The organism is Anaerotruncus sp. AF02-27, from assembly GCF_003465835.1.
In the GTDB taxonomy this organism is placed as follows: Bacteria; Bacillota; Clostridia; order Oscillospirales; family Ruminococcaceae; genus Anaerotruncus; species Anaerotruncus rubiinfantis.
Genome location: NZ_QSBX01000016.1, coordinates 25,209 through 44,666 on the forward strand (window position 1 = coordinate 25,209; position 19,458 = coordinate 44,666).

At 55.7% G+C, this 19,458-nt stretch carries 20 protein-coding genes; 11 read left to right on the top strand and 9 right to left on the bottom strand.

The features are described from left to right. The first annotated feature begins 176 nt into the window (after nt 1-176). Genes DWV16_RS12390 through DWV16_RS12405 form a run of 4 tightly spaced genes read left to right on the top strand, consistent with a single transcriptional unit; the run spans nt 177 to nt 4,513 of the window. Nucleotides 177-665 (top strand): NAD(P)H-dependent oxidoreductase subunit E, encoded by a 489-nt coding sequence (locus DWV16_RS12390; protein WP_118479512.1) that lies wholly within the window; start codon nt 177-179, stop codon nt 663-665. Next, complete coding sequence (locus DWV16_RS12395; protein WP_118479514.1) at nt 658-2,538, top strand: NADH-quinone oxidoreductase subunit NuoF; 1,881 nt, start codon at nt 658-660, stop codon at nt 2,536-2,538. The genes DWV16_RS12390 and DWV16_RS12395 overlap by 8 nt, the downstream gene beginning before the upstream one ends. 2 nt (nt 2,539-2,540) lie before the next feature. Then, nucleotides 2,541-4,247, top strand: a complete 1,707-nt coding sequence (locus tag DWV16_RS12400) for a [FeFe] hydrogenase, group A (RefSeq protein ID WP_066456306.1) — start codon at nt 2,541-2,543, stop codon at nt 4,245-4,247. An 11-nt stretch (nt 4,248-4,258) separates the two neighbouring features. Next, nucleotides 4,259-4,513: a (2Fe-2S) ferredoxin domain-containing protein gene (locus tag DWV16_RS12405; protein WP_066456308.1), complete on the top strand. Its 255-nt coding sequence runs from the start codon at nt 4,259-4,261 to the stop codon at nt 4,511-4,513. A gap of 96 nt (nt 4,514-4,609) precedes the next feature. Here the strand turns inward: DWV16_RS12405 and DWV16_RS12410 are convergent, their stop codons facing one another. Both DWV16_RS12410 and DWV16_RS12415 read right to left on the bottom strand, forming a co-directional pair. After that, the gene (locus DWV16_RS12410; RefSeq protein ID WP_118479556.1) at nt 4,610-5,149 is read right to left on the bottom strand and encodes a methylated-DNA--[protein]-cysteine S-methyltransferase; all 540 of its coding nucleotides are present in this window, start codon (nt 5,147-5,149) and stop codon (nt 4,610-4,612) included. Between the two features lie 101 nt (nt 5,150-5,250). Beyond that, on the bottom strand, nt 5,251-5,958 hold the full coding sequence (locus DWV16_RS12415; protein WP_066456310.1) for a FadR/GntR family transcriptional regulator: 708 nt from the start codon (nt 5,956-5,958) through the stop codon (nt 5,251-5,253). Between the two features lie 298 nt (nt 5,959-6,256). On the opposite strand from DWV16_RS12415, the gene DWV16_RS12420 reads away from it, so the two are divergent. Beyond that, nucleotides 6,257-7,420: a M20 family metallopeptidase gene (locus DWV16_RS12420; RefSeq protein ID WP_118479516.1), complete on the top strand. Its 1,164-nt coding sequence runs from the start codon at nt 6,257-6,259 to the stop codon at nt 7,418-7,420. 48 nt (nt 7,421-7,468) lie between these two features. Here DWV16_RS12420 and DWV16_RS12425 read toward each other — a convergent pair whose 3' ends face one another. Continuing rightward, a complete protein-coding gene (locus DWV16_RS12425) occupies nt 7,469-8,194 on the bottom strand; it encodes a FadR/GntR family transcriptional regulator (RefSeq protein ID WP_066456320.1) in 726 nt (241 codons plus the stop codon). 211 nt (nt 8,195-8,405) lie between these two features. On the opposite strand from DWV16_RS12425, the gene DWV16_RS12430 reads away from it, so the two are divergent. The 6 genes from DWV16_RS12430 (at nt 8,406) to larA (ending at nt 14,116) form a co-directional block, all read left to right on the top strand. Beyond that, entirely contained in the window at nt 8,406-9,488 is a 1,083-nt protein-coding gene (locus DWV16_RS12430) for a TRAP transporter substrate-binding protein (RefSeq protein ID WP_118479518.1), read from the top strand. Nucleotides 9,489-9,560: 72 nt separating this feature from the next. Then, nucleotides 9,561-10,109 (top strand): TRAP transporter small permease, encoded by a 549-nt coding sequence (locus DWV16_RS12435; protein WP_066456324.1) that lies wholly within the window; start codon nt 9,561-9,563, stop codon nt 10,107-10,109. Continuing rightward, nucleotides 10,106-11,413 carry a TRAP transporter large permease gene (locus DWV16_RS12440; protein WP_118479520.1) on the top strand — a complete coding sequence of 436 codons (1,308 nt, stop codon included), beginning with the start codon at nt 10,106-10,108 and terminating at the stop codon, nt 11,411-11,413. The genes DWV16_RS12435 and DWV16_RS12440 overlap by 4 nt, the downstream gene beginning before the upstream one ends. Before the next feature lie 13 nt (nt 11,414-11,426). Then, entirely contained in the window at nt 11,427-12,527 is a 1,101-nt protein-coding gene (locus tag DWV16_RS12445) for a C45 family peptidase (protein ID WP_066456332.1), read from the top strand. Further along, nucleotides 12,514-12,654, top strand: a complete 141-nt coding sequence (locus tag DWV16_RS19090) for a hypothetical protein (protein ID WP_154018848.1) — start codon at nt 12,514-12,516, stop codon at nt 12,652-12,654. Before DWV16_RS12445 ends, DWV16_RS19090 begins: the two co-directional genes overlap by 14 nt. Nucleotides 12,655-12,838: 184 nt before the next feature. Then, entirely contained in the window at nt 12,839-14,116 is a 1,278-nt protein-coding gene (larA, locus tag DWV16_RS12450; RefSeq protein ID WP_066456336.1) for a nickel-dependent lactate racemase, read from the top strand. A gap of 90 nt (nt 14,117-14,206) precedes the next feature. Here the strand turns inward: larA and DWV16_RS12455 are convergent, their stop codons facing one another. The 6 genes from DWV16_RS12455 to DWV16_RS12480 form a co-directional block, all read right to left on the bottom strand. Then, nucleotides 14,207-14,614, bottom strand: a complete 408-nt coding sequence (locus tag DWV16_RS12455; RefSeq protein ID WP_066456338.1) for an RbsD/FucU family protein — start codon at nt 14,612-14,614, stop codon at nt 14,207-14,209. Between the two features lie 56 nt (nt 14,615-14,670). Further along, nucleotides 14,671-15,951, bottom strand: a complete 1,281-nt coding sequence (locus DWV16_RS12460; protein WP_066456341.1) for a TRAP transporter large permease — start codon at nt 15,949-15,951, stop codon at nt 14,671-14,673. Between the two features lies 1 nt (nt 15,952). Beyond that, nucleotides 15,953-16,447 (bottom strand): TRAP transporter small permease, encoded by a 495-nt coding sequence (locus DWV16_RS12465; protein ID WP_066456344.1) that lies wholly within the window; start codon nt 16,445-16,447, stop codon nt 15,953-15,955. Nucleotides 16,448-16,528: 81 nt separating this feature from the next. After that, nucleotides 16,529-17,614 carry a TRAP transporter substrate-binding protein gene (locus tag DWV16_RS12470; RefSeq protein ID WP_066456347.1) on the bottom strand — a complete coding sequence of 362 codons (1,086 nt, stop codon included), beginning with the start codon at nt 17,612-17,614 and terminating at the stop codon, nt 16,529-16,531. A gap of 101 nt (nt 17,615-17,715) precedes the next feature. Continuing rightward, the gene (locus DWV16_RS12475) at nt 17,716-18,033 is read right to left on the bottom strand and encodes an L-rhamnose mutarotase (protein ID WP_066460281.1); all 318 of its coding nucleotides are present in this window, start codon (nt 18,031-18,033) and stop codon (nt 17,716-17,718) included. A gap of 227 nt (nt 18,034-18,260) precedes the next feature. Beyond that, on the bottom strand, nt 18,261-19,301 hold the full coding sequence (locus DWV16_RS12480; RefSeq protein ID WP_066456348.1) for a LacI family DNA-binding transcriptional regulator: 1,041 nt from the start codon (nt 19,299-19,301) through the stop codon (nt 18,261-18,263). Nucleotides 19,302-19,458: the final 157 nt, after the last annotated feature.

The following is a 19,458-nucleotide window of genomic DNA, read 5'->3' on the forward strand; positions in this document are numbered from 1 at the left end:
TTTTTTTGCCCAAAAAAGAAGGAAAAAATTCTACAATTAGTCCAACTAAAATGCCTTTCCAAAAGTTGTTGCCTATGGTATACTTAACTTGTTTTGGATTGTTACAATTTTATCAATCTCCCCTCTGCCGATGCACCGTGGCGTGTGCGACGAAAACGTAAAGAAGGATGGTCCATATGGGAAACACAACCAATTTTGACAAGGCTGAAGAAATTCTTCAGGCGCATGGAAAAAAGGAATCCGCCCTGATTGCGATCATGCAGGATATCCAGGCGGAATACCGCTATCTGCCGCCCGATATTCTCGAGTACATTGCAAAGGGGCTGGGCATCAGTGTGGCGAAGGTGTACAGCGTCGCCACCTTCTACGAGAATTTTTCGCTTGAACCAAAGGGCAAATACGTCATCCGCATCTGCGACGGCACCGCCTGCCATGTGCGCAAGTCGATTCCGATCCTGGAAGCGCTGCGCAAGGAACTGGGCCTCTCGGATAAGAAACACACCACCGATGACCAGGTTTTTACGGTGGAAACCGTCTCCTGCCTGGGCGCCTGCGGGCTTGCGCCGGTTTTGACGGTGAACGACAAAGTTCATCCCGCCATGACGCCGGACAAAGCGCGGGAGCTGCTGAAAGAACTCAAAGAGGAGGACGCGGGAAATGCCTAAGGTCAATACATACGCCGAGCTTTCTGAACTGCGCGGGTTTGCGCAGCGTTCGCTCGGCATGCAGAAAAAACAGGTGCTCATCTGTGCCGGTACCGGCTGCGTCGCGGGCGGTTCGCTGGTCATTTACGACCGGATCAAAAAAGCCTGTGAGGAGCGCGGGCTTGACGTCTGTGTCGAACTGCGCCACGAGCCCCACGGCGAAAATATCGGGCTCAAAAAGAGCGGCTGCCATGGATTCTGCGAGATGGGCCCGCTGCTGAAGATCGAGCCGTTGGACGTGCTCTACATCAAGGTGAAACCGGACGACTGTGAAGAGATCATCGAAAAATCGGTGATCGGCGACGAGGTGATCGACCGCCTGCTTTATAAGCTGGAAGGCAGGACCTATCCAAGTCAGCATGAGATCCCGTTTTATAAAAAACAGACCCGCCTCGTGCTGCATAACTGCGGACAGAACGACGCGGAGGACGTGCTCGAATACATCGCCAAAGGCGGCTATGAAGCTTTCGCAAAGGCGCTTTCCTCGATGACCGGCGAGGAGATCTGCAAGCAGATCTCCGAATCGAATCTGCGCGGCCGCGGCGGCGGCGGGTTCCCGACCGGCCGCAAATGGGAACAGGTGCGCCGCCAGAAGGAGCCTGTCAAATATGTCGTCTGCAACGGCGACGAAGGCGATCCGGGCGCTTTTATGGATCGTTCGATCATGGAGGGCGACCCGCACAAGATGCTTGAGGGCATGATGATCGCGGGTTACGCGACCGGCGCACAGGAAGGCTACATCTACGTCCGCGCCGAATATCCGCTGGCGGTCAACCGCCTCAAAACCGCGATCCGAAAAGCCAAGGAACTCGGCCTGCTCGGGGAAAACATCCTGGGGTCCGGTTTCAGCTTCGAATTGCATATCAACCAGGGCGCGGGCGCGTTCGTCTGCGGCGAAGGAAGCGCGCTGACCGCTTCGATCGAGGGCAACCGCGGCATGCCGCGCGTCAAGCCCCCGCGCACAGTCGAACAGGGGCTTTTTGGAAAGCCAACCGTCCTTAACAATGTGGAAACCTTCGCCAACGTCCCGATGATTATCCTCAACGGGGCGGACTGGTTCAAATCGATCGGTCCCGAAAACAGCCCGGGCACCAAGGCGTTCGCCCTCACCGGCAATGTCAACAACACAGGGCTCATTGAGGTGCCGATGGGCACCACCCTGCGCGAGGTCATCTTTGATATCGGCGGCGGGGGCAAAAATGGCCGCGACTTCAAGGCGGTGCAGATCGGCGGGCCGTCCGGCGGCTGTCTCACGAAAGAACACCTCGACCTGCCGATGGATTTCGACTCGCTTAAAAAGGTCGGCGCGATGGTCGGCTCGGGCGGCCTGGTCGTCATGGATGACAAGACCTGCATGGTCGAGGTTTCCCGGTTCTTCATGAATTTCACCCAGAACGAATCCTGCGGCAAATGTGTCCCCTGCCGCGAGGGTACCAAGCGGATGCTGGAAATCCTCGAACGGATCGTTCACGGCAACGGCACGCCGGAGGATCTCGACCTGCTTGACGAGCTGGCCGAAACCATCTCCAAGACCGCACTGTGCGGGCTCGGAAAAACCGCGGCGTTCCCGGTGCAGTCTACGCTCAAATACTTCAAAGACGAGTATCTCGCCCATGTCGTCGACAAGCGCTGTCCCGCGGGCGACTGTCAGGCGCTGAAGGTCTATACGATCGATCCCGAAAAGTGCAAAGGCTGCAGCAAATGCGCGCGCGGCTGCCCGGTGAACGCGATTACCGGGAAGATCAAGGAACCGTTCGTCATCGATCGGAACAAATGCATCAAATGCGGCGCCTGCGTGGATACCTGCCCGTTTGGGGCGATTAAGGAGGCTTAACCATGAGCAAAGGAATCATGTATATCGACGGCAAGCGGGTCGCTTTTGACGGAGAGAAAAACGTATTGGCAGTTATCCGCAAGGCGGGGATCGAAATCCCGACCTTCTGCTATTATTCGGAACTTTCGGTTTACGGCGCCTGCCGGATGTGTGTTGTGGAGAACGAATGGGGCGGCGTGGAGGCATCCTGTTCGATGCAGCCGCGGGACGGCATGAAAATCCGGACCAACACCGCCAAGCTTCAAAAACACCGTAAAATGATCCTCGAGCTGCTGCTCGCGGCCCACTGCCGGGATTGCACCGTCTGCGAAAAGAACGGTAAATGCAAACTGCAGGAGCTTTCGCTTCAGTACGGTATCCGCCGCATCCGCTTTGAAGATACCCGTGAGAAAATGGAGCTCGACCGTTCGAGCAAATCCATCCTGCGCGATCCGAATAAATGCATCCTCTGCGGCGACTGTGTGCGCATGTGCAGCGAGGTGCAGGGGATGGGCGTCATAGATTTTGCCCACCGCGGCTCCAATCTGCGGATCATGCCTGCGTTCGGGCGTGAAATTGGGGAAACCGACTGTGTGGGCTGCGGCCAGTGCGCGGCGGTTTGTCCGACCGGCGCCATCACGATCAAGGGCGACATTGGCCGCGCCTGGAAGGCGATCCAGGACCCGGAGAAGCGGGTCGTCGTGCAGATCGCGCCCGCGGTGCGCGTTGCAATCGGAGAAGAATTCGGCCTCGCGCCGGGTGAAAATGTCATGGGCAAACTGGTCGCGGCGCTCAAGCTGATGGGTGTGGACTATGTCTTTGATACCACCCTCGGCGCGGACCTTACAGTCATGGAGGAGGCCAGCGAATTCCTCAAGCGGATCGAAACGGGCGGCCCGTTCCCAATGTTCACCTCCTGCTGCCCGGCGTGGGTGCGCTACGTCGAGAAACGCAAACCGGAATATCTCACAAACATCTCCTCCTGCAAATCCCCGATGGAGATGTTCGGCGCGGTGCTCAAAGAGCACTATAAATCGATGCAGGCTGTCGACGGCAAGGAAACGGTGGTCATTGCGATCATGCCCTGCACCGCCAAAAAATCCGAAGCCGCCCGCAGCGAATTTGTCCGGGCGGGCCTTGTGGATGTCGACTATGTGCTGACCACCCAGGAGGTCAGCACGATGATCAAAGAAAATGGCATCGTCTTTGACGAAATTGAAAGCGAGTCCCCGGATATGCCGTTCGGGCTTGGCAGTGGAGCGGGCGTTATCTTTGGCGCCACCGGCGGCGTGGCCGAGGCGGTCATCCGCCGCTGCGCCGAACAAAAGGATTCCAATACCCTGCGGGAAATTGAATTTTGCGGCGTGCGCGGCATGGAGGCTGTCAAGGAGGCCGCAATTACAGTCGATGGCCAGGAGATTAAGATCGCCGTTGTAAACGGGCTTGGAAAAGCACAGGAACTCATCGGGAAGATCGAAAGCGGGGAGGCCTCCTATCACCTGGTGGAAGTTATGGCGTGTCCGGGCGGATGCATCGGCGGCGCCGGGCAGCCGCTTGGCTTTACAAAACAGCGCGAGGAGCGCGCGAAGGGCATTTACAGTGTTGACCAGCAGTCCCAGATCAAGCGTTCGGAGGAAAATCCGATGATCATGGCACTCTATAACGGGGTGCTGCGCAAAAACCGGCACGAACTGCTCCACGTCCACTATCAGGGTGGATCGGAAGAATAGGAGGAAGCCAAATGCGCGTATTGGAAGTGTGTGTGGGAAGCGCCTGCTACCTGAAAGGCTCTTACAATGTGATCAGTGACTTGCAGGAGCTGGTTTCGGATCACGATCTGGCTGAACAGATTGAGATCAAAGCCGCGTTCTGTTTTGGAAACTGCGCGGGAGCCGTATCCGCGAAGTTTGAGGACGAGGATCAGGTGCTGAGCGTGGATCCCAAGCAGGTGAAGCGCTTCTTTGACAACGAGGTGCTGCCTCGCCTGCAGGCATAAAACAAAACCCCGGTCACATGTGACCGGGGTTTTTCTATAGGCATGGGGGCGCACCCGCGCTTTTTCATTTCCTGGATGTGATGCCTGGAGAAAGGATTATAAGGCGCTCCCTTTTACAGGCGCAAACAGTCGGGACATATCCACGCCCTCCAGCTCCAGGAGCATGATCTTTTTTTCAACGCCTCCAGCATAGCCGGTCAGGCTTCCACTGGCGCCTACCACCCGGTGGCAGGGGATGATGATGGAGATGGGGTTATGTCCCACAGCGCCGCCCACCGCTTGGCTGGACATCGTTTTTCTGCCCATTTTAGCCGCCATTTTTTTGGCAATATCGCCGTAGGTGGTCACCTCTCCGTAGGGGATTGCGCACAGCATATTCCACACCTCTTGACGAAAGGTTCCCCCGATAGGGCGCAGAGGGAGTTCAGAAATCCCGGGCTTCTCCCCGGCAAAATAGCGGTCCAGCCAGTCTTTTGCGGCGCGCAATACCGGCAGGTCAGCCTTTTTTGTCATGCGCTCCGGGATGGTATTTCCGAAGTACTTCTGGCCCTCCATCCAAAGGCCCGCCAAATTTTCCCCATCACACGCAAGGGTAAGGAGTCCCACGGGAGATTGGTATGTTGTGGAATAGAACAGATCAAAGACCCCTTTGCAATCAAATTCAAATACCGGCGGCAAGTATCCCGCCAACGCGGCGGCCCGAAAGGCCAGCGCCGTATTCGGCAGGGGAAATCCGGTCATTCCGAATCCTGTTTGATGTAACGCCGGTAACGCCACAGAATGGTTTTTCCGTGTTCACACACCTTCTCCTCAGCTGCATCCGGATCGCCGCTTTTAATCGCCTCAAAAATTTCCCAATGGTTGTCCGCCGTGGAGGCGCGCAGCTGAAAGGATTCCTCACGGATCGCGAGCCATTCGGGGCCGCTTAGCAGGATGTTGTCGTACGCCTGCTGCAGATAGCGGCTCTGCGCAGCCTCAGCGATCTTGCGGTGAAATTCGTAATCCGCGTCGATGAGCGTAGCCACATCTTTTTTCTGGCGCGCTTTTTCAATTTTATCCAGCGACTTTTCCATCTCAGAGAGCGCTTTGGGCGTAATGCGTTCGGTCGCCAGGCGCGCCAGGTGGCGCTCCAGAATAATCCGGGCTTCGACCCGCTCGGTCAGATCCTTGGGATCAGGCGTGGAAGAGAGCAGCGGCGAGCCCATTTTTCCGACCGCGTCGTGGAGGGTCAGATAGGTGCCGTCGCCGGGCTTTATAACAATGATATTCGCATAGGAAAGAGCTTTCATTGCTTCGCGCACGGAAGCGCGGCTGACGCTCCACTGCTCGGCCAGCGCACGTTCGCTCGGGAAACGGTCACCCGGTTTCATCTCGCCGGAACGGATCGCATCCATCACGCTGTTGACGATTTCATCTACAATGGTTTTTTTGAGCACTGGCCGCATAGTTACATCCTCATTCCTTTGATAGATCGCGCAAATATTCTAAATTAGTATAGCATTATTTGCATGAGACCGCAAGAGAGATGTTCTGTGAAGTAAATTAATAAGCTCGAAAAAAGGAGAAATATTTGGACTAAATCCATAAAAACAATTTAAAAATTTCAGCATATTTATAGAAAACATATGAAATTGTATTGACGGATGCTTCGAAAAGCCCTATACTGATCGCAACAATTGGTCTAACCACCTTACCATAAGATCAATTGATAAAATTTGCCCGAAAACGGAAGAGGAGGTACGTATGAGATACGAAAATGTGGAAGTCATTGCTTTGACCCGCCGGCTTGTTCAGATTGAAAGCACCAATGTGGGGACCTTTGAAGGCGAGATCAGCCGGTTTGTGGCCGATTGGCTCACCCAAAACACCAAGGCGCAGGTGGTCCGCGATGAATTTGAACCCGGCCGCTTTAATGTGATGGCAACCCTGAAGGGAAAACAGGCGCACCCCAACCTGATTTACGTGGCCCATATGGACACAGTGCCTGTGGGAAGCGATTGGACCAAAGACCCCTTTGCCGCCGAGATCGTCGACGGAAAGATGTATGGACGCGGCGCCTTCGATATGAAAGCGGGGCTGGCCTGCGCGATGATCGCCTTCCGTGATTTCGAGAAAAAATGCCGCGAAGAGGGCCTGACGCCGAAATATGATTTTACCTTTGTCGGGTCGGGGGATGAAGAGGATGTAATGAAGGGTGCGGACCGCCTGGTGGAGATTGGGCTGGCCGACCGGCAGACGCTGGTGCTCGATACCGAGCCAACCAGCGGAGAGATTTACATGGCGCACAAGGGGAAAACCTGGTTTGAGATCAGCACCAAAGGCAAGGCGGCCCACGGCAGCACGCCCTATAAGGGAGCCGATGCGATCGTTGCGATGGCGGAAGTGATCCTGGAGATCAAAAACCGGTTGGACGCGTATCCGGAGGACCCGGTCATGGGACGCAATACCGTTTGTTTCGGCACAATCAACGGCGGTTTCAACACCAACATCGTCGCGGACAGATGCGCCATCCAGATCGATGTTCGCCTGGCTCCGCCGCTCACAAACGAAGGGTCGATCAAGCTGGTGGAGGATGCGATTGAAGCCGCGACAGCGCGTGTTCCGGGCACAAGCGGGAGCTATCGCGTGATTGCGCAGCGCCCGTATGTGCAGATCAACGAGGATTCCTTCCTGCTGAAAAGCCTGCAGGATTCCTGTGAAAAAATCACCGGCGCCCGTCCGCAGCCGCTGGTATTCACCGGTTATACCGACAGCGGTGTGATCGACGGCAGCACGGGATGCAAAAACGGCATGTCCTACGGCGCGGCGGGTGCGCATGAACACCAGGCGGATGAGTATGTTGAATGCGACTCGGTCATCCAGTCCCTCGAAGTATACAAGGATCTGACCCAGCGCATTTTGCTCTGAACATAAAAAACGATGATCCCCGGAAAACCGGGAACCATCGCGGGAAGATTAGATTTTGGAAGTCTCAAGCGGACTTTCATAGTAGGAATTGTAACGTTCCCAGACCGATTCTTCGTGCAGGAGCACTATCTGGGAGGCCAGATCAGGGTCCCTCGCTTTGATCGCGTCGCAGATGTCGTAATGGTTGTGCGCATCCGCCGCGCGCTGTTCGAACGGCAGGCGGGTGATGCCGAACCATTCCGGGCCGGCCAGCAGGATACGCTCATAGGCTTCCTGCAGGTAATGGTTTTGCGCGGCGGCGGCCACCGCCTGATGGAACGCGTAATCAGCTTTTAAAAGGGCGTTTACATTTTTCTGCTCGCAGCATTTTTCGATCCGCTTACAGGCCTTTTCAATTGCGGCGATTGCCTGCGGGGTGGCATGCTGCGCGGCCAGCCGGGTGATCTGCTGCTCGAGGATCATACGGGCCTGCACCCGCTCTTCCATGTCCTGCCCGTCGAAGGATGGGGACGTCCTTTGCGGAGATTTGGGGCTTGTGGATTTCGTCGGCTGCGTTTTGAGGTAGGTGCCGCTGCCCGGGCGGATCTCGAGGACGCCGGAAAAGGAAAGTGCCTTCATCGCTTCCCGCACGGCAGTGCGGCTCACGCTCCACTGCTCGGCCAGCGCGCGTTCGCTGGGGAAGCGTTCGCCCGGTTTCATCTCGCCGCTTTCAATCGCTTCCATGATGCTGGCGACAATCTCGTCCACAAGCGTTGTTTTAAGAACAGGTTTCATTTTTGTCTCCGTTTCGTTCTGCAGAACATATTTTTAAAAGAGCAAGCCTTCCTATTGTACGGAATGTGACAGGAAAACGACCTGCGGCGCCCATTTCGGTGCTTAGTATAGCATGATTCCCGTATTTCTGCAAGAAAACTTTCAGTCCGAAGGTGCAACCGTTATTTGACAAAGAAGTCAAAGAACACTATGATAAAAAGGAGAGAAAATAATGAAAAAACTGCTGACGATCGCCCTGTGCTTTACCATGGTTCTCTTTTTATTCGCCGGATGCAGCGGTTCCGCTCCGTCAGCCGCGCCAGCGGCTTCAAGCGGCACGCCGGCCGCGCCGGCCGCGTCTGCGGCCCCGGCCGATGGCACTGTACTCGCGCTGAAGGCCGCCCATGTTGTTTCGGAGGAATCCTCCACCCACAAAACGCTTGTCCGGCTGGGCGAGGAGATTGAAAAAGTTTCCGGCGGCAAAATGACGGTTGAGGTTTATGGCAACAGCGTCATGGGAACCGCCCGCGAAATCGTGGAATCGATGCAGGCGGGCGCGCTGGATATGGCGATCCTTGCGAATGCGCCGTACAGCGGATTCACCGATGCGCTGACCTGCTTTGACGTCCCGTACCTGTTCGATTCGCTTGATGAAGGCTGGTACGTCCTGGACGACCCGTTCGGGACCGAGATCCTCAGCGACCTGGAAAACCAGGGCCTGCACTGCCTGGGCTGGGTGGGCGCTTCCTGGCGCAATATGTCCACCACCAAGGTCGAGGCGCACAGCCCGGCCGACATGAAGGGGCTTAAAATGCGCGTGATCGAAAGTCCGATGCATGTGGAACACTTCAACCTGATCGGCTGCTCCGCGACCCCGATGGCTTTTTCCGAACTTTACACCGCGCTGCAGCAGGGCGTCGTCGACGGCCAGGATAACCACTGGCTCGAGATGTGGACCAGCGCGCTGCATGAGGTGCAGGGTTATCTGATGGAAACCCGCCATATCATGGACCCGACAAACATCATGATGTCCAAAACCACCTATGACAACCTGACAGACGAGCAGCGCGGCTGGGTGGATGAAGCGTTTGAATCCGCAAAGGCGGATATGCGCCAGATCACGACTGACGACGAGCTTACAAACAAGCAGAATGTGATCGATGCGGGGCACTGCAAAGTGATCGAACTGACCGAGGCGGAACGTGACTCCTTCAAAGCGGCCGCGCAGCCGATGATCGACAAATACACCGAGTCGAACCCGAATGTCAAGAAGATCATCACGCTGACGGAAGAATTCCGCGCGCAGAACAGCTGACCGCTGGCTCATGGGGTCTTTGCCCTTGGGCGTCCCTTCGATGCCCAAGGGCCATTCGAAGGAGGGAAAACAGTGCTTGCAAAGATCAACAAGTTCTTCATTGCGATTGAAGATAACCTTGCGGTCATCCTGTTCTTCATCATGACCTGTATCACCTGCATGAACGTCTTTACCCGGTTCTTCCTAAATTATACCGCTTCCTGGGCGGAGCAGACCACCCGCCTGCTATTTATCTGGGTCGGCTACGCGGGCGTCTGCATCTGTGTACGCCGGGACAGCCACCTCAAGGTGGAGGCGCTGCCCGCATTCCTGCCTCCGCGCGGCGGCGCTGCGGTGCGCGTGATCGGGGACCTGGTTTCGGTCCTGTTCGGCTATTATATCTCCTGGAAAATCTTTGAGACGACCCTCAACCTGATTGCTACCCACCAGACCTTCCCGGCCATGCCGTCGGTACCGGTCTGGATCATGTATCTGCCTGGCGCGCTGGGCATGTTTGGCTTTGCAACCCGCATGATCGGTACGCTGATCAAGCACTGCAAACAGGCCTTTGGAAAGGGGCTGCCGCCCGCCGGGCCTGAAAAAGAAGCTGTAAAAGCTGCCGAGGGAGGTGACCGGGCATGATTCCTGTCCTGATGGGAACGCTGTTTGCATGCCTGTTTCTGACCGTGCCGATCGCGGTTTCGCTCTGTGTCACCTGCACGGTGTTCTTCGCGGCATTTTATCCCAATACCCCGATGGCGACCCTGCTTCCGCAGTCGATGATTTCGGCAATGGATTCCTTCTCCCTGATGGCGATCCCCTTCTTTATCCTGATGGGTTCGCTGATGGAGGGCTGCGGCCTTGCCAAGCGGATTGTCAAGGGCGCCGAAAAGGTGACCGGCAGCATGCCGGGCGGCCTGGGCATGGCGGCGGTCGCGGCGTCGGCGTTTTTCGCGGCGCTTTGCGGCTCCGGTCCGGCGACGGTCGCGGCGATCGGCGGAATCATGATGCCCGCAATGAAAAAACAGGGCTATGATACGGCATACTGCGCGGCACTTGTCTCCGCCGCCGCGGTTATCGGGCCGATCATACCGCCGAGTATCCCAATGATCGTCTATGGCGTGACCATCGGCGCGTCGGTGGGCGAACTGTTTATCGCGGGCGTCATACCGGGCATCATCATTGCAATTGTATTGATGGTCCTTAACTATTTCTTTGCCAAGAAGCGCGGTTATCTTGGACTCAGCAAGGCCGCGCTTGCCGAAAAATACGGCGAGACTTCCGGGAAAAAGGGCTTTAGGATCGATGACTCGGTCTGGGCGCTGATTATGCCGGTTATCGTCCTGGGCGGCATCTACGGCGGCGTGTTCACACCGACCGAGGCGGCTGCTGTGGGCGTCATGTACTCGGTCTTTGTCGGAAAGTTCATTTATAAAGAGCTCGACTGGAAGAAGCTGCGCACCGCGCTGCTCAACGCGACCGAGCTGACCGCTGTTGCGGTCATCCTGCTGGGCGGCGCGAACACCTTCGGCCGTATCCTGACGCTCGGCAAGATTCCGCAGACGATCGCGGCGTTCATCATGTCCGCGACCGAAAACCCGGTCATCATCATGCTCTTTGTGAATGTGTTTTTGCTCATCACCGGTATGTTCATCGATACGACCTCGAACATCCTGCTGTTTGCCCCGCTGTTCTGGCCGCTGGTTCAGATGCTCGGTTATGATGCGGTTTATTTCGGCATCATCATGACCATCAACCTCTGTATCGGCATGCTTACCCCGCCGGTCGGCGTAAACCTTTTCGTGGGCCAGACGATCAGCGGCGCGCCGCTGGGCGCCATCATGCGGGATGCCATTCCATTCCTGCTTGCGTTGATTCTGACATTGACGGTCTTTATTGTATTTCCACAGATCGTCATGTTCTTACCCAATCTATTATACGGTTAAAGGAGACAACAACATGAAAACGATTGGCGAAATCCCATGTATTACCGCAGCCGGAACACCTTATCAGATCGGCTATGCTCACGGAAGCGGCGCGAAGGAGCGAATCGCGGTGAGCCTGGCGACCTATCGGGAGATGTTCTGGGATTATTCCGGCATCTCCTGGGAACAGACCCAGAAGATTGCGGAAAGCTTTGTCCCCTGTATTGAAAACTACAATCCGGATTATCTCGCGGAGATGCAGGGGATCGCGGACGGCGCGGGGGTGCAGTTTTGGGAAATTCTGGCGCTTAATGTGCGCAGCGAGCTGGTGCTGCAGGGCGGATCGCTTGTATCAGACGGCTGCACCTCGGTTGCGGTCACACCGGAGCGCACCGCGGGTGGGGTTACGCTAATCGGGCAGAATTGGGACTGGAAAATGTCCATTCGGCAGGCGCTGATCCTGCTGCGGATCCATCAGGAAAATGGGAAGCCGGACATCTGCATGATGACTGAAGCGGGCATCATCGGAAAGATTGGATGCAACTCCGCCGGGCTTGGCGTCTGCCTGAACGCGCTGTCGGTCGACGCGGCGCCCTCCGGCGTGCCGCTTCACATCGCGTTGCGCGGTATCCTGGATTCCCAAAACCTCAACGACGCGGTCCGGGCCGCTGTGCGGGAGAAGCTCGGCTGCTGCGCCAACTTCCTGATCGCGCACAGGGATGGAGAGGCGCTCGATGTGGAAGTCGCGAACGACGATTTCGATGTGCTCTATCCCAGGGATGGAATCCTGGTTCACACCAATCATTTTACCAGCCTGCGTCTGCCGCGCGCACCGTATCACGACACGCTCAAGCGTTCCATGCCGAACAGCTTCCACCGGCTCGGGCGGCTTGATAAGCTGGTTCGCGCCGTCGAGGGGCCAATCGGCGTACAGGACCTTAAAACAGCGTTCGCGGACCATGCGGGGGCGCCGTTTGCAATCTGCCGGCACGAAGGGGACGAAATGGGCGGCCTTTCGATGTCCACCGTGTTTGCCATTGTGATGGATCTGACCAATCTGACGTTGCACATCTGCCCTAAGCACCCCTGCAACACCCCGTTTGAAACGGTTTTGCTGAAAGATGGCGGCCAATGAAAACTGTGTTCCCTTTGGGCCGGGGCCGCTCGGCGTCTGCCATAAGGCGGACGAATGGGCGGACTGCGAGCAGGTGTTCCAGACGACGGATGTCCTTGAACGCCTGACCGAAAGACTGCTTTTCTGAACGGCCTGCTTTTATCCGCCAGAAACAACCTCCATATTTCCCTGTACCCGCAGGGGAAAAAGCCGCCGGAAACGGCGGCTTTTCTTTATGGCTCCCTTCTAATAAAAAGGAGCACAATCCAATTTACAAATCGATCATCTTCCTGTATCATAGTGGTAACGATAGAAAGGGATGGAAAACGAGCATGGATTACAGTAGTGAACCGGTGAAACAGAACATCGAAATTGGATATGGAATGAAGCCGCAGATGGTAGCGGTGGAGGAGCATCGTTTGCTCGGAATTCTGAAACCGAATGCGGTTGCCGTCGAGCGTACCGGGAGGGCGGCGGTTGACAGCGCACTCCAGTGTCCTGTGGGCTCGCCGCGCCTGAGAGAGCTTGTGAAACCGGGGATGCGGATTGTGATCATCACCAGTGATATCACCAGGCCGCTGCCCAGCGGTCAATTGATCCCCGCGGTATTGGAGGAGCTTTATGCGGCGGGGGTGGATGCCGCGAATATCACCATCGTATTTGCATTGGGCAGCCACCGCAGGCAGACCGAGGCGGAGATGCGCAGGCTGGTGGGGGATGAGGTGTATCAAACGGTTCGCTGCATGGACAGCGATACAACCGATTTCGTTCGCCTTGGCAGTACGCGGCTGGGCACTCCGGTGGATATTACGCGTGTGGTGGCTGAAGCGGATTTCCGGATTGGTTTGGGCAATATCGAATTCCACTATTTTGCGGGTTACAGCGGCGGGGCGAAAGCGATCATGCCGGGAGTATCCACCCGTGCCGCCATTCAGGCAAATCACAGCCGGATGGTGCTGCCGGAAGCTGCTGCGGGAAGACTGGAGGACAACCCCGTCCGCATGGATATCGAGGATGCGGTCCGGCTCTGTCCTCTGCATTTTATTGTGAATGTGGTGCTGGACGAACATAAACAGATCCTTCACGCAGTGGCAGGCGACTTTATCCTTGCGCACAGGGAGGGATGCCGGTTCCTGGACCGTCTCTATAAAATTGCGATCCCATCGCGGGCGGATATTGTCATTGCGTCACAGGGAGGCGCGCCGAAAGATTTGAACCTGTATCAGACGCAAAAAGCGCTGGACAACGCGAAACATGCCGTTAAGCCGGGCGGAATCATCATCCTGGTCGGTTCCTGCCAGGAGGGTCTCGGGGAAAAGACCTTCGAGGAGTGGATGACCGGTTCGGCCAGCCCGCGGGCCATGATCGAACGCATCCAGACCGACTTCCAGCTGGGCGGCCATAAGGCCGCGGCGATCGCTCTGGTGCTGGAGAATGCCGATATCTATCTGGTTTCGGAGATGGAAGCGGATTTTGTCCGGAAGATCCATCTGCAGCCCTATCGCAGCGTGCAGCAGGCGCTCGACGATGCGCTGGGGAAGCTTGGCCCGGATGCCAGCGTCCTTGTGATGCCTTATGCAGGGTCGACCCTGCCCTGCCTGGCGGAATGACCGGAGTCCCCCGCAATCTATCCCGCGCGAACTGTTTTTTAAGATATAAAAAGGCCGCCAATCGATTTGATTGGCGGCCTTTTTACAGTTTTATACGACGCCTACAGTCAGAAGCAGGCAAGCGTAGGTTCGGTCCTCGCCGGTGGAGATTGCCACACAGACGTCCGGCTCGCAGGCGGCGTCATAAAACGCAAACCTGTCCAGCGTGTCCAGCGGCATGCCCTGCATGACCGCGCGGACTTCCTTGAGCGCTTCGGGAGTGCTTCCGTCATCCGGAACCATGGCTTCCACCTTCTCAAAGTTTGCGATACTGCACAGCGCTTCAAGCACCTGCGGGACGGTGGGCAGCCCGGGCTTTACACCGAGAAAAATCTTTTTTGCTTCACCGCTGCGGGCGGCGAGCGGATAGTTTCCGTCGACCAGCAGCACCTTGTCGCCGTGCCCACAGAAAGCGAGCGCCTCGATCAGCAACGGGTTGATACAGCCTGTTTTCAGCATGCTAGTTGCCTCCTTATCCAAAAGTTGCTTTGCAAATTATCAATTTACCCCCAAAATCAGCTCATGAACAGATCGGGCAGCAGGGTTGCGACGCCTGGGACAAAGATGATCAGTATCATGACGGCGATGATGATTCCGATTACCGGAACGATGTAGCGTACAGTGTCGCTGAACCGTGCTTTGGTGATACCCATGGAGAGGAAAAGGTAAACGCCAACCGGAGGAGTCAGCCCACCGATGACCGTCGAAATCGAGAACATGACTCCGAACTGGATTGGGTCGATACCAAGATTCTTGATGATCGGGTAGATGACCGGCATGATGACGACCGTTGCCGCCAGGCAGTCCATGAACATACCGATGATGAGCATCATGCCGAGGATGATCAACATAATAAGGGTCGGGTTGGTGGTGATTGAAAGCAGGAAATTACCAACCTTTTCGCCTACGCCTTCAATGGCGAATATGTAGCCGTAAATCTGCGCCACGCCCATAATAAGCATGACCATGCAGCTGCTTTCGGTCGCCTTGCGGAAAATCGGGACAAGGTCCTTCAGCTTGACCGAACGGTAGATGAACAACCCGCAGATCAGCCCGTAGACGCAGGCCACGACGCCCGCCTCGGTCGCGGTGAAGATGCCGAAGATTACGCCGCCGATGATGATGAGCGGGGTGATCAGCGCGAAGAACGCTTCTTTAAAGGATTTCCACAGCGAACGAAGGCTGAACTGGCCGGAACCGCCGTCGATGTTGTGTTTGCGGGCATAGAAATAGCACATGATCATCAGTGTCAGGCCGATGATGATGCCTGGAATGATGCCGCCCACGAACAGCTTCCCGACCGAATCGCCGGTAACCGAGCCATAGACGATCATATTGAGGCTCGGCGGGATGATCGGGCCGAGCGCGCCCGCGCCGGCGATCAGCGCGGCCACGAAGCCGGGCTTGTACCCCTGCTTGTCAAGTTCCGGCGTGGTGAGCGAACCGACCGCGCTGATCGCGGCCGCACCGGAGCCGGTGATCGCGGAAAAAATCATATTGCCCGCAACGCATACGCAGCCAACGCCGCCGCGCATCCAGGACAACAGCTGGGAGCAGAAATTGAGAATCCGGTCGGACAGCTTCGCGCCCGCCATGATTTCGCCGGCCAGGATGAAAAGCGGGCAGGCCATCAGCGACCAGGAGTTGATTCCGCGCACAATCTGCTGAACCGCCATGAACAGCGGTACGTCGCCGGACATCAGAAGCGCGATAACCCCGGAAAAACCGATGGCATATACAACCGGCGCGCCGAGTGCGATAAAAATGAGCAGAAGGACAATTGTAATTTGAATCATATCATCCGTCCCCTTCCTCCAGAATTTCTTTGGTGCGGCGTGGGAGCGCGGTAAGATATGACCACAGCATCAGAACGATTCCCACGGGAACCGCGGCATATACATAGGAAAACGAGATCGGAAGAGAAGCCGCCATCGAGTTCTGCGACCGCAGCACAAGCGTGATCGACGCCGGGAACAAAACCGCCAGAAACGCCACCCCCACCAGACGGGACGCGGCATACAGCACGGCGCGCACCTTGTGATTTTTCAGATATTCCTGCAGCAGATCGATCGAGACGTGCCCGTCGTTGCGCACCGTGAGGGAGGAACCGATAAATACAAGCCACACGCAGCTGTAACGCAGGAATTCTTCTGCCCATGGAATCGAAAGGTTAAAGACAAATCTGCTGAAAACCGCGATGCTGCCAAGCAGCACAATCGCGCACAAAAGCGCGAAGCAAACGTAGGTCTGCAGCTTTTCCACAAACTTGTCAATTTTCAGAAATACCCGCATCAAATACCCTCTTTCCCTGTTATTTGCGGTGTCCGGGGGACAGGCGGGGCTGCCGCCCCGTCTGTTCCCCATTCAGTTTGCTTACGCTGCGGTTCCCAGTTCGCGGATTTTGCTGATGACGTCGCCCACGCCGTATTCCGCGTCAAATTCGTCATACAACGGCTGAACAGCGGCCGCCATCTTGTTGTATTCTTCGACGCTCACATCAACGATCTCAACGCCGGCTTCAGCCATCTTGTCCATCGCGGCCTGGTCGGTCACCTTGCGGTCCTCAACTTGCAGACTGGAGACTTCCTGGGTGGTTTTGATGAAGATTTCCTGCAGATCTGCGGGGATCGACTGCCATTTGGCTTCGTTGATGCCGACGATATGGATGGTACCCATGTGGTTGGTCTGCGAATAGTATTTGCCGACTTCCTGCAGGTTTGCATCCACCAGGGTGGACGGGTCGGCTTCGACGCCGTCGACTACGCTCTGGGAAAGGGAAGTATAGGCTTCACTCCAGGAGAGGGCGGTTGCGTTTGCGCCGAGCAGGGTCCAGGTCTGGACATAGACGTTGTTTTCCGGCACGCGCATCTTGATTCCAGAGATATCCGCCAGGCTTTTGATCGGTTTGGTCGTGGTGAGCGCGCCGCGGATCGAAGCAGAGAAGCAGAAGAGCGGGCGCACGCCGGACTCCACCATGACCGGTTCGGCAAAGTCCAGAACAACCTCGTCCATGACCTTTTTCTGTCCGTCGATATCCTTATAAAGGAAGGGAAGTTCGAGCGCGGAAAGCGAAGGCGCGTTGAGTGCGTTTGCCCAGGTGCTGCCGCCGGAAACGCCCATATCCAAAGTGCCGAGCAGGATCTGTTCGGCCATCTCACGTTCGGTGCCGAGCTGTCCGCCGCCAAAGATCGAGAGCTTTAGACGTCCGCCGGAGGCTTCTTCAAGCCGCTTGCCAAGCTCTTCGAGCCAGAGGGCTTCGTTATGCGTGGCGCTGTAAATATGGCCGACCTTCAGGGTGATGGCCTCCGCTGCCGGGGCGTCGCCGCTGGCTGCGGGAGCGGCATCCGCGGCTGGGGCCGCATTGGATGCGGGGGCGGTACCACTGTTTCCGGAGCATCCGGTCATCAGCAGCATTGCGGCACAAAGAACGATCGATACGACTTTCAGCATTTTTTTCATTTTATAACCCTCCATGTAACTTTACAGGTTTATTCACTTTCCATTTTCCCGCCTTGCGGGAACATCCTTCTTTTCTTCCAAATGCTTTTGGGGGTCGGTGTCTAAAAATCGTGGTGCCAGATTTCCTCTATCTCGATGAAACGGTTTTCGCCGTCCATGATCTCCCGGAATTCACCGGTGGCTTTCTGCCATTCGATACTGATGGGAAGCGCGCTTTTTTTGGCCATGTCTGCCTCAAAGTCGTCGCCGATATACTCGTAATAAGAGAAAAGATAATCTCCTATGCGAAAGATGGAAAAGTTGCGCATATTCGCTTCATGCCCAGCATCCACAACGCCCTGCCAGATTTCGTCGTGCAGCTTGATATAGGCGTCCGCGGCGCCCGGTTTAAGCTTGGATAAGGTGCCGATTCTTTTCATTTTCTCAATCCCTTCTGCAAATTTGCACTGAAACACGGATCCTCTTACCACAATAGTATACAAATTCTTTCAATCTTTCACTATGTAATTTATGGATTTACATATGAAAATATATAAAGTTTCATTGAGCCACTGTGGACAAAAAGAAATCCCCCTGGAAAAAAGCGTATATCACGCGAATGCCCAGGGAGAATTGTACAGTTTCGGTATAAGCTTTCCACAAACATTCAATCCGGCCTTTTCCGGTTCGGCGGGAATTTTTCCGAGCCGCGGAGCACCAGCTTCATATCGAAGGTAATCCTTTTTTTCGAAGCGCTGCGGATACGTTTCGGCTTTTCCATCTTTCCGAGGAGGATCTTTGCGCATTCTTCGCCAATATCTACGGTTGGGTAACTGACGTGGCTGATCCGATTGAAGTTTATGTCAATTTTTCCGCAGGAGATAAACGCCATATCCGCACCGATCACCAAATCCTTCTCAGCAAGGGCCAGCATACATCCGGAGGACATCCGACGGTTTGAGGAGAAGATCGCGGTGACCCGGTTTTGCTTTTCCAAGAGTTTTTTGGTCATATCGTAGGCCAGGTCAAACTTGAAATCCCCGTAGAGGATATACTCCTCATGGATCGGCAGGCCATTCGCTTTCATCGCGCCGAGATAGCCGTTGAGGCGGTCGAGCCCGCTGGTGGAGGTTGTTGGGCCGCAGATAAAGGCGATATCACGGTGCCCGTTGTCGATAAAAGCCTGGATACTTTCGTAAGCGCCGCCGTAATTGTTCATGAATACGCCGTCCATGTTGCCGCCGCGCAGATCGCGGTCGAGGATGACGACCGGCGTGCCGGTGTTGTTCATATCGATCAGGAATTCCGCGTTGTATTCCACCGTGTCCGAAACCGGAACGGTGATAATCCCGCCGACCTGGATCTGCCGGAGCATATTGAGGTAGCGGATTTCCTTGCCGGGGTCCTCATCGGTATTGCAGATGATAACCTCGATCCCCTTCGGGTCCATCACCGATTCGATGCCCTGAATGACCTCGGCGTAATAGGTGTTGCGGATATCGGGGATCACCACCCCGATCCGGTCCCGGCAGGTGACGCGGGCGAGCTGCCGCTTGTACTGTTTGGGTGTGAAGTCCATTTCCTTTGCAATTTTCAGGACCTTTTCACGTGTCTGCTCATTGATGAAATCCTTGCCGCTGAACGCGCGGGAGACGGTTGCGGTTGAAACGCCGGCCTTTTTTGCAATATCCGATAATGTTGCAGCCATCTGTTTTCACCTTCCCTCATAGCCTTTTTTATATTGTAGCACTTTCTGAAAAATCGCACAACTTTTTCAAGATGAAAATTTATAAATTTACTTATGTAAAAATATAATTTACATATTGCGTTTTACACTTGGCGCAACGGATAATGAAACCAGAAGA

Bases quoted from the DNA above. Each gene is read 5' to 3' on its own strand.
- DWV16_RS12440 (WP_118479520.1), top strand. From the start codon at position 10,106: ATGATTCCTGTCCTGATGGGAACGCTGTTTGCATGCCTGTTTCTGACC.
- DWV16_RS12395 (WP_118479514.1), top strand. From the start codon at position 658: ATGCCTAAGGTCAATACATACGCCGAGCTTTCTGAACTGCGCGGGTTT.
- DWV16_RS12475 (WP_066460281.1), bottom strand. From the start codon at position 18,033: ATGAAAAGAATCGGCACCTTATCCAAGCTTAAACCGGGCGCCGCGGAC.
- DWV16_RS12465 (WP_066456344.1), bottom strand. From the start codon at position 16,447: ATGCGGGTATTTCTGAAAATTGACAAGTTTGTGGAAAAGCTGCAGACC.
- DWV16_RS12470 (WP_066456347.1), bottom strand. From the start codon at position 17,614: ATGAAAAAAATGCTGAAAGTCGTATCGATCGTTCTTTGTGCCGCAATG.
- DWV16_RS12425 (WP_066456320.1), bottom strand. From the start codon at position 8,194: ATGAAACCTGTTCTTAAAACAACGCTTGTGGACGAGATTGTCGCCAGC.
- DWV16_RS12400 (WP_066456306.1), top strand. From the start codon at position 2,541: ATGAGCAAAGGAATCATGTATATCGACGGCAAGCGGGTCGCTTTTGAC.
- DWV16_RS12460 (WP_066456341.1), bottom strand. From the start codon at position 15,951: ATGATTCAAATTACAATTGTCCTTCTGCTCATTTTTATCGCACTCGGC.
- DWV16_RS12420 (WP_118479516.1), top strand. From the start codon at position 6,257: ATGAGATACGAAAATGTGGAAGTCATTGCTTTGACCCGCCGGCTTGTT.
- DWV16_RS12405 (WP_066456308.1), top strand. From the start codon at position 4,259: ATGCGCGTATTGGAAGTGTGTGTGGGAAGCGCCTGCTACCTGAAAGGC.
- larA (WP_066456336.1), top strand. From the start codon at position 12,839: ATGGATTACAGTAGTGAACCGGTGAAACAGAACATCGAAATTGGATAT.
- DWV16_RS12430 (WP_118479518.1), top strand. From the start codon at position 8,406: ATGAAAAAACTGCTGACGATCGCCCTGTGCTTTACCATGGTTCTCTTT.
- DWV16_RS12455 (WP_066456338.1), bottom strand. From the start codon at position 14,614: ATGCTGAAAACAGGCTGTATCAACCCGTTGCTGATCGAGGCGCTCGCT.
- DWV16_RS12480 (WP_066456348.1), bottom strand. From the start codon at position 19,301: ATGGCTGCAACATTATCGGATATTGCAAAAAAGGCCGGCGTTTCAACC.
- DWV16_RS19090 (WP_154018848.1), top strand. From the start codon at position 12,514: ATGGCGGCCAATGAAAACTGTGTTCCCTTTGGGCCGGGGCCGCTCGGC.
- DWV16_RS12445 (WP_066456332.1), top strand. From the start codon at position 11,427: ATGAAAACGATTGGCGAAATCCCATGTATTACCGCAGCCGGAACACCT.
- DWV16_RS12415 (WP_066456310.1), bottom strand. From the start codon at position 5,958: ATGCGGCCAGTGCTCAAAAAAACCATTGTAGATGAAATCGTCAACAGC.
- DWV16_RS12390 (WP_118479512.1), top strand. From the start codon at position 177: ATGGGAAACACAACCAATTTTGACAAGGCTGAAGAAATTCTTCAGGCG.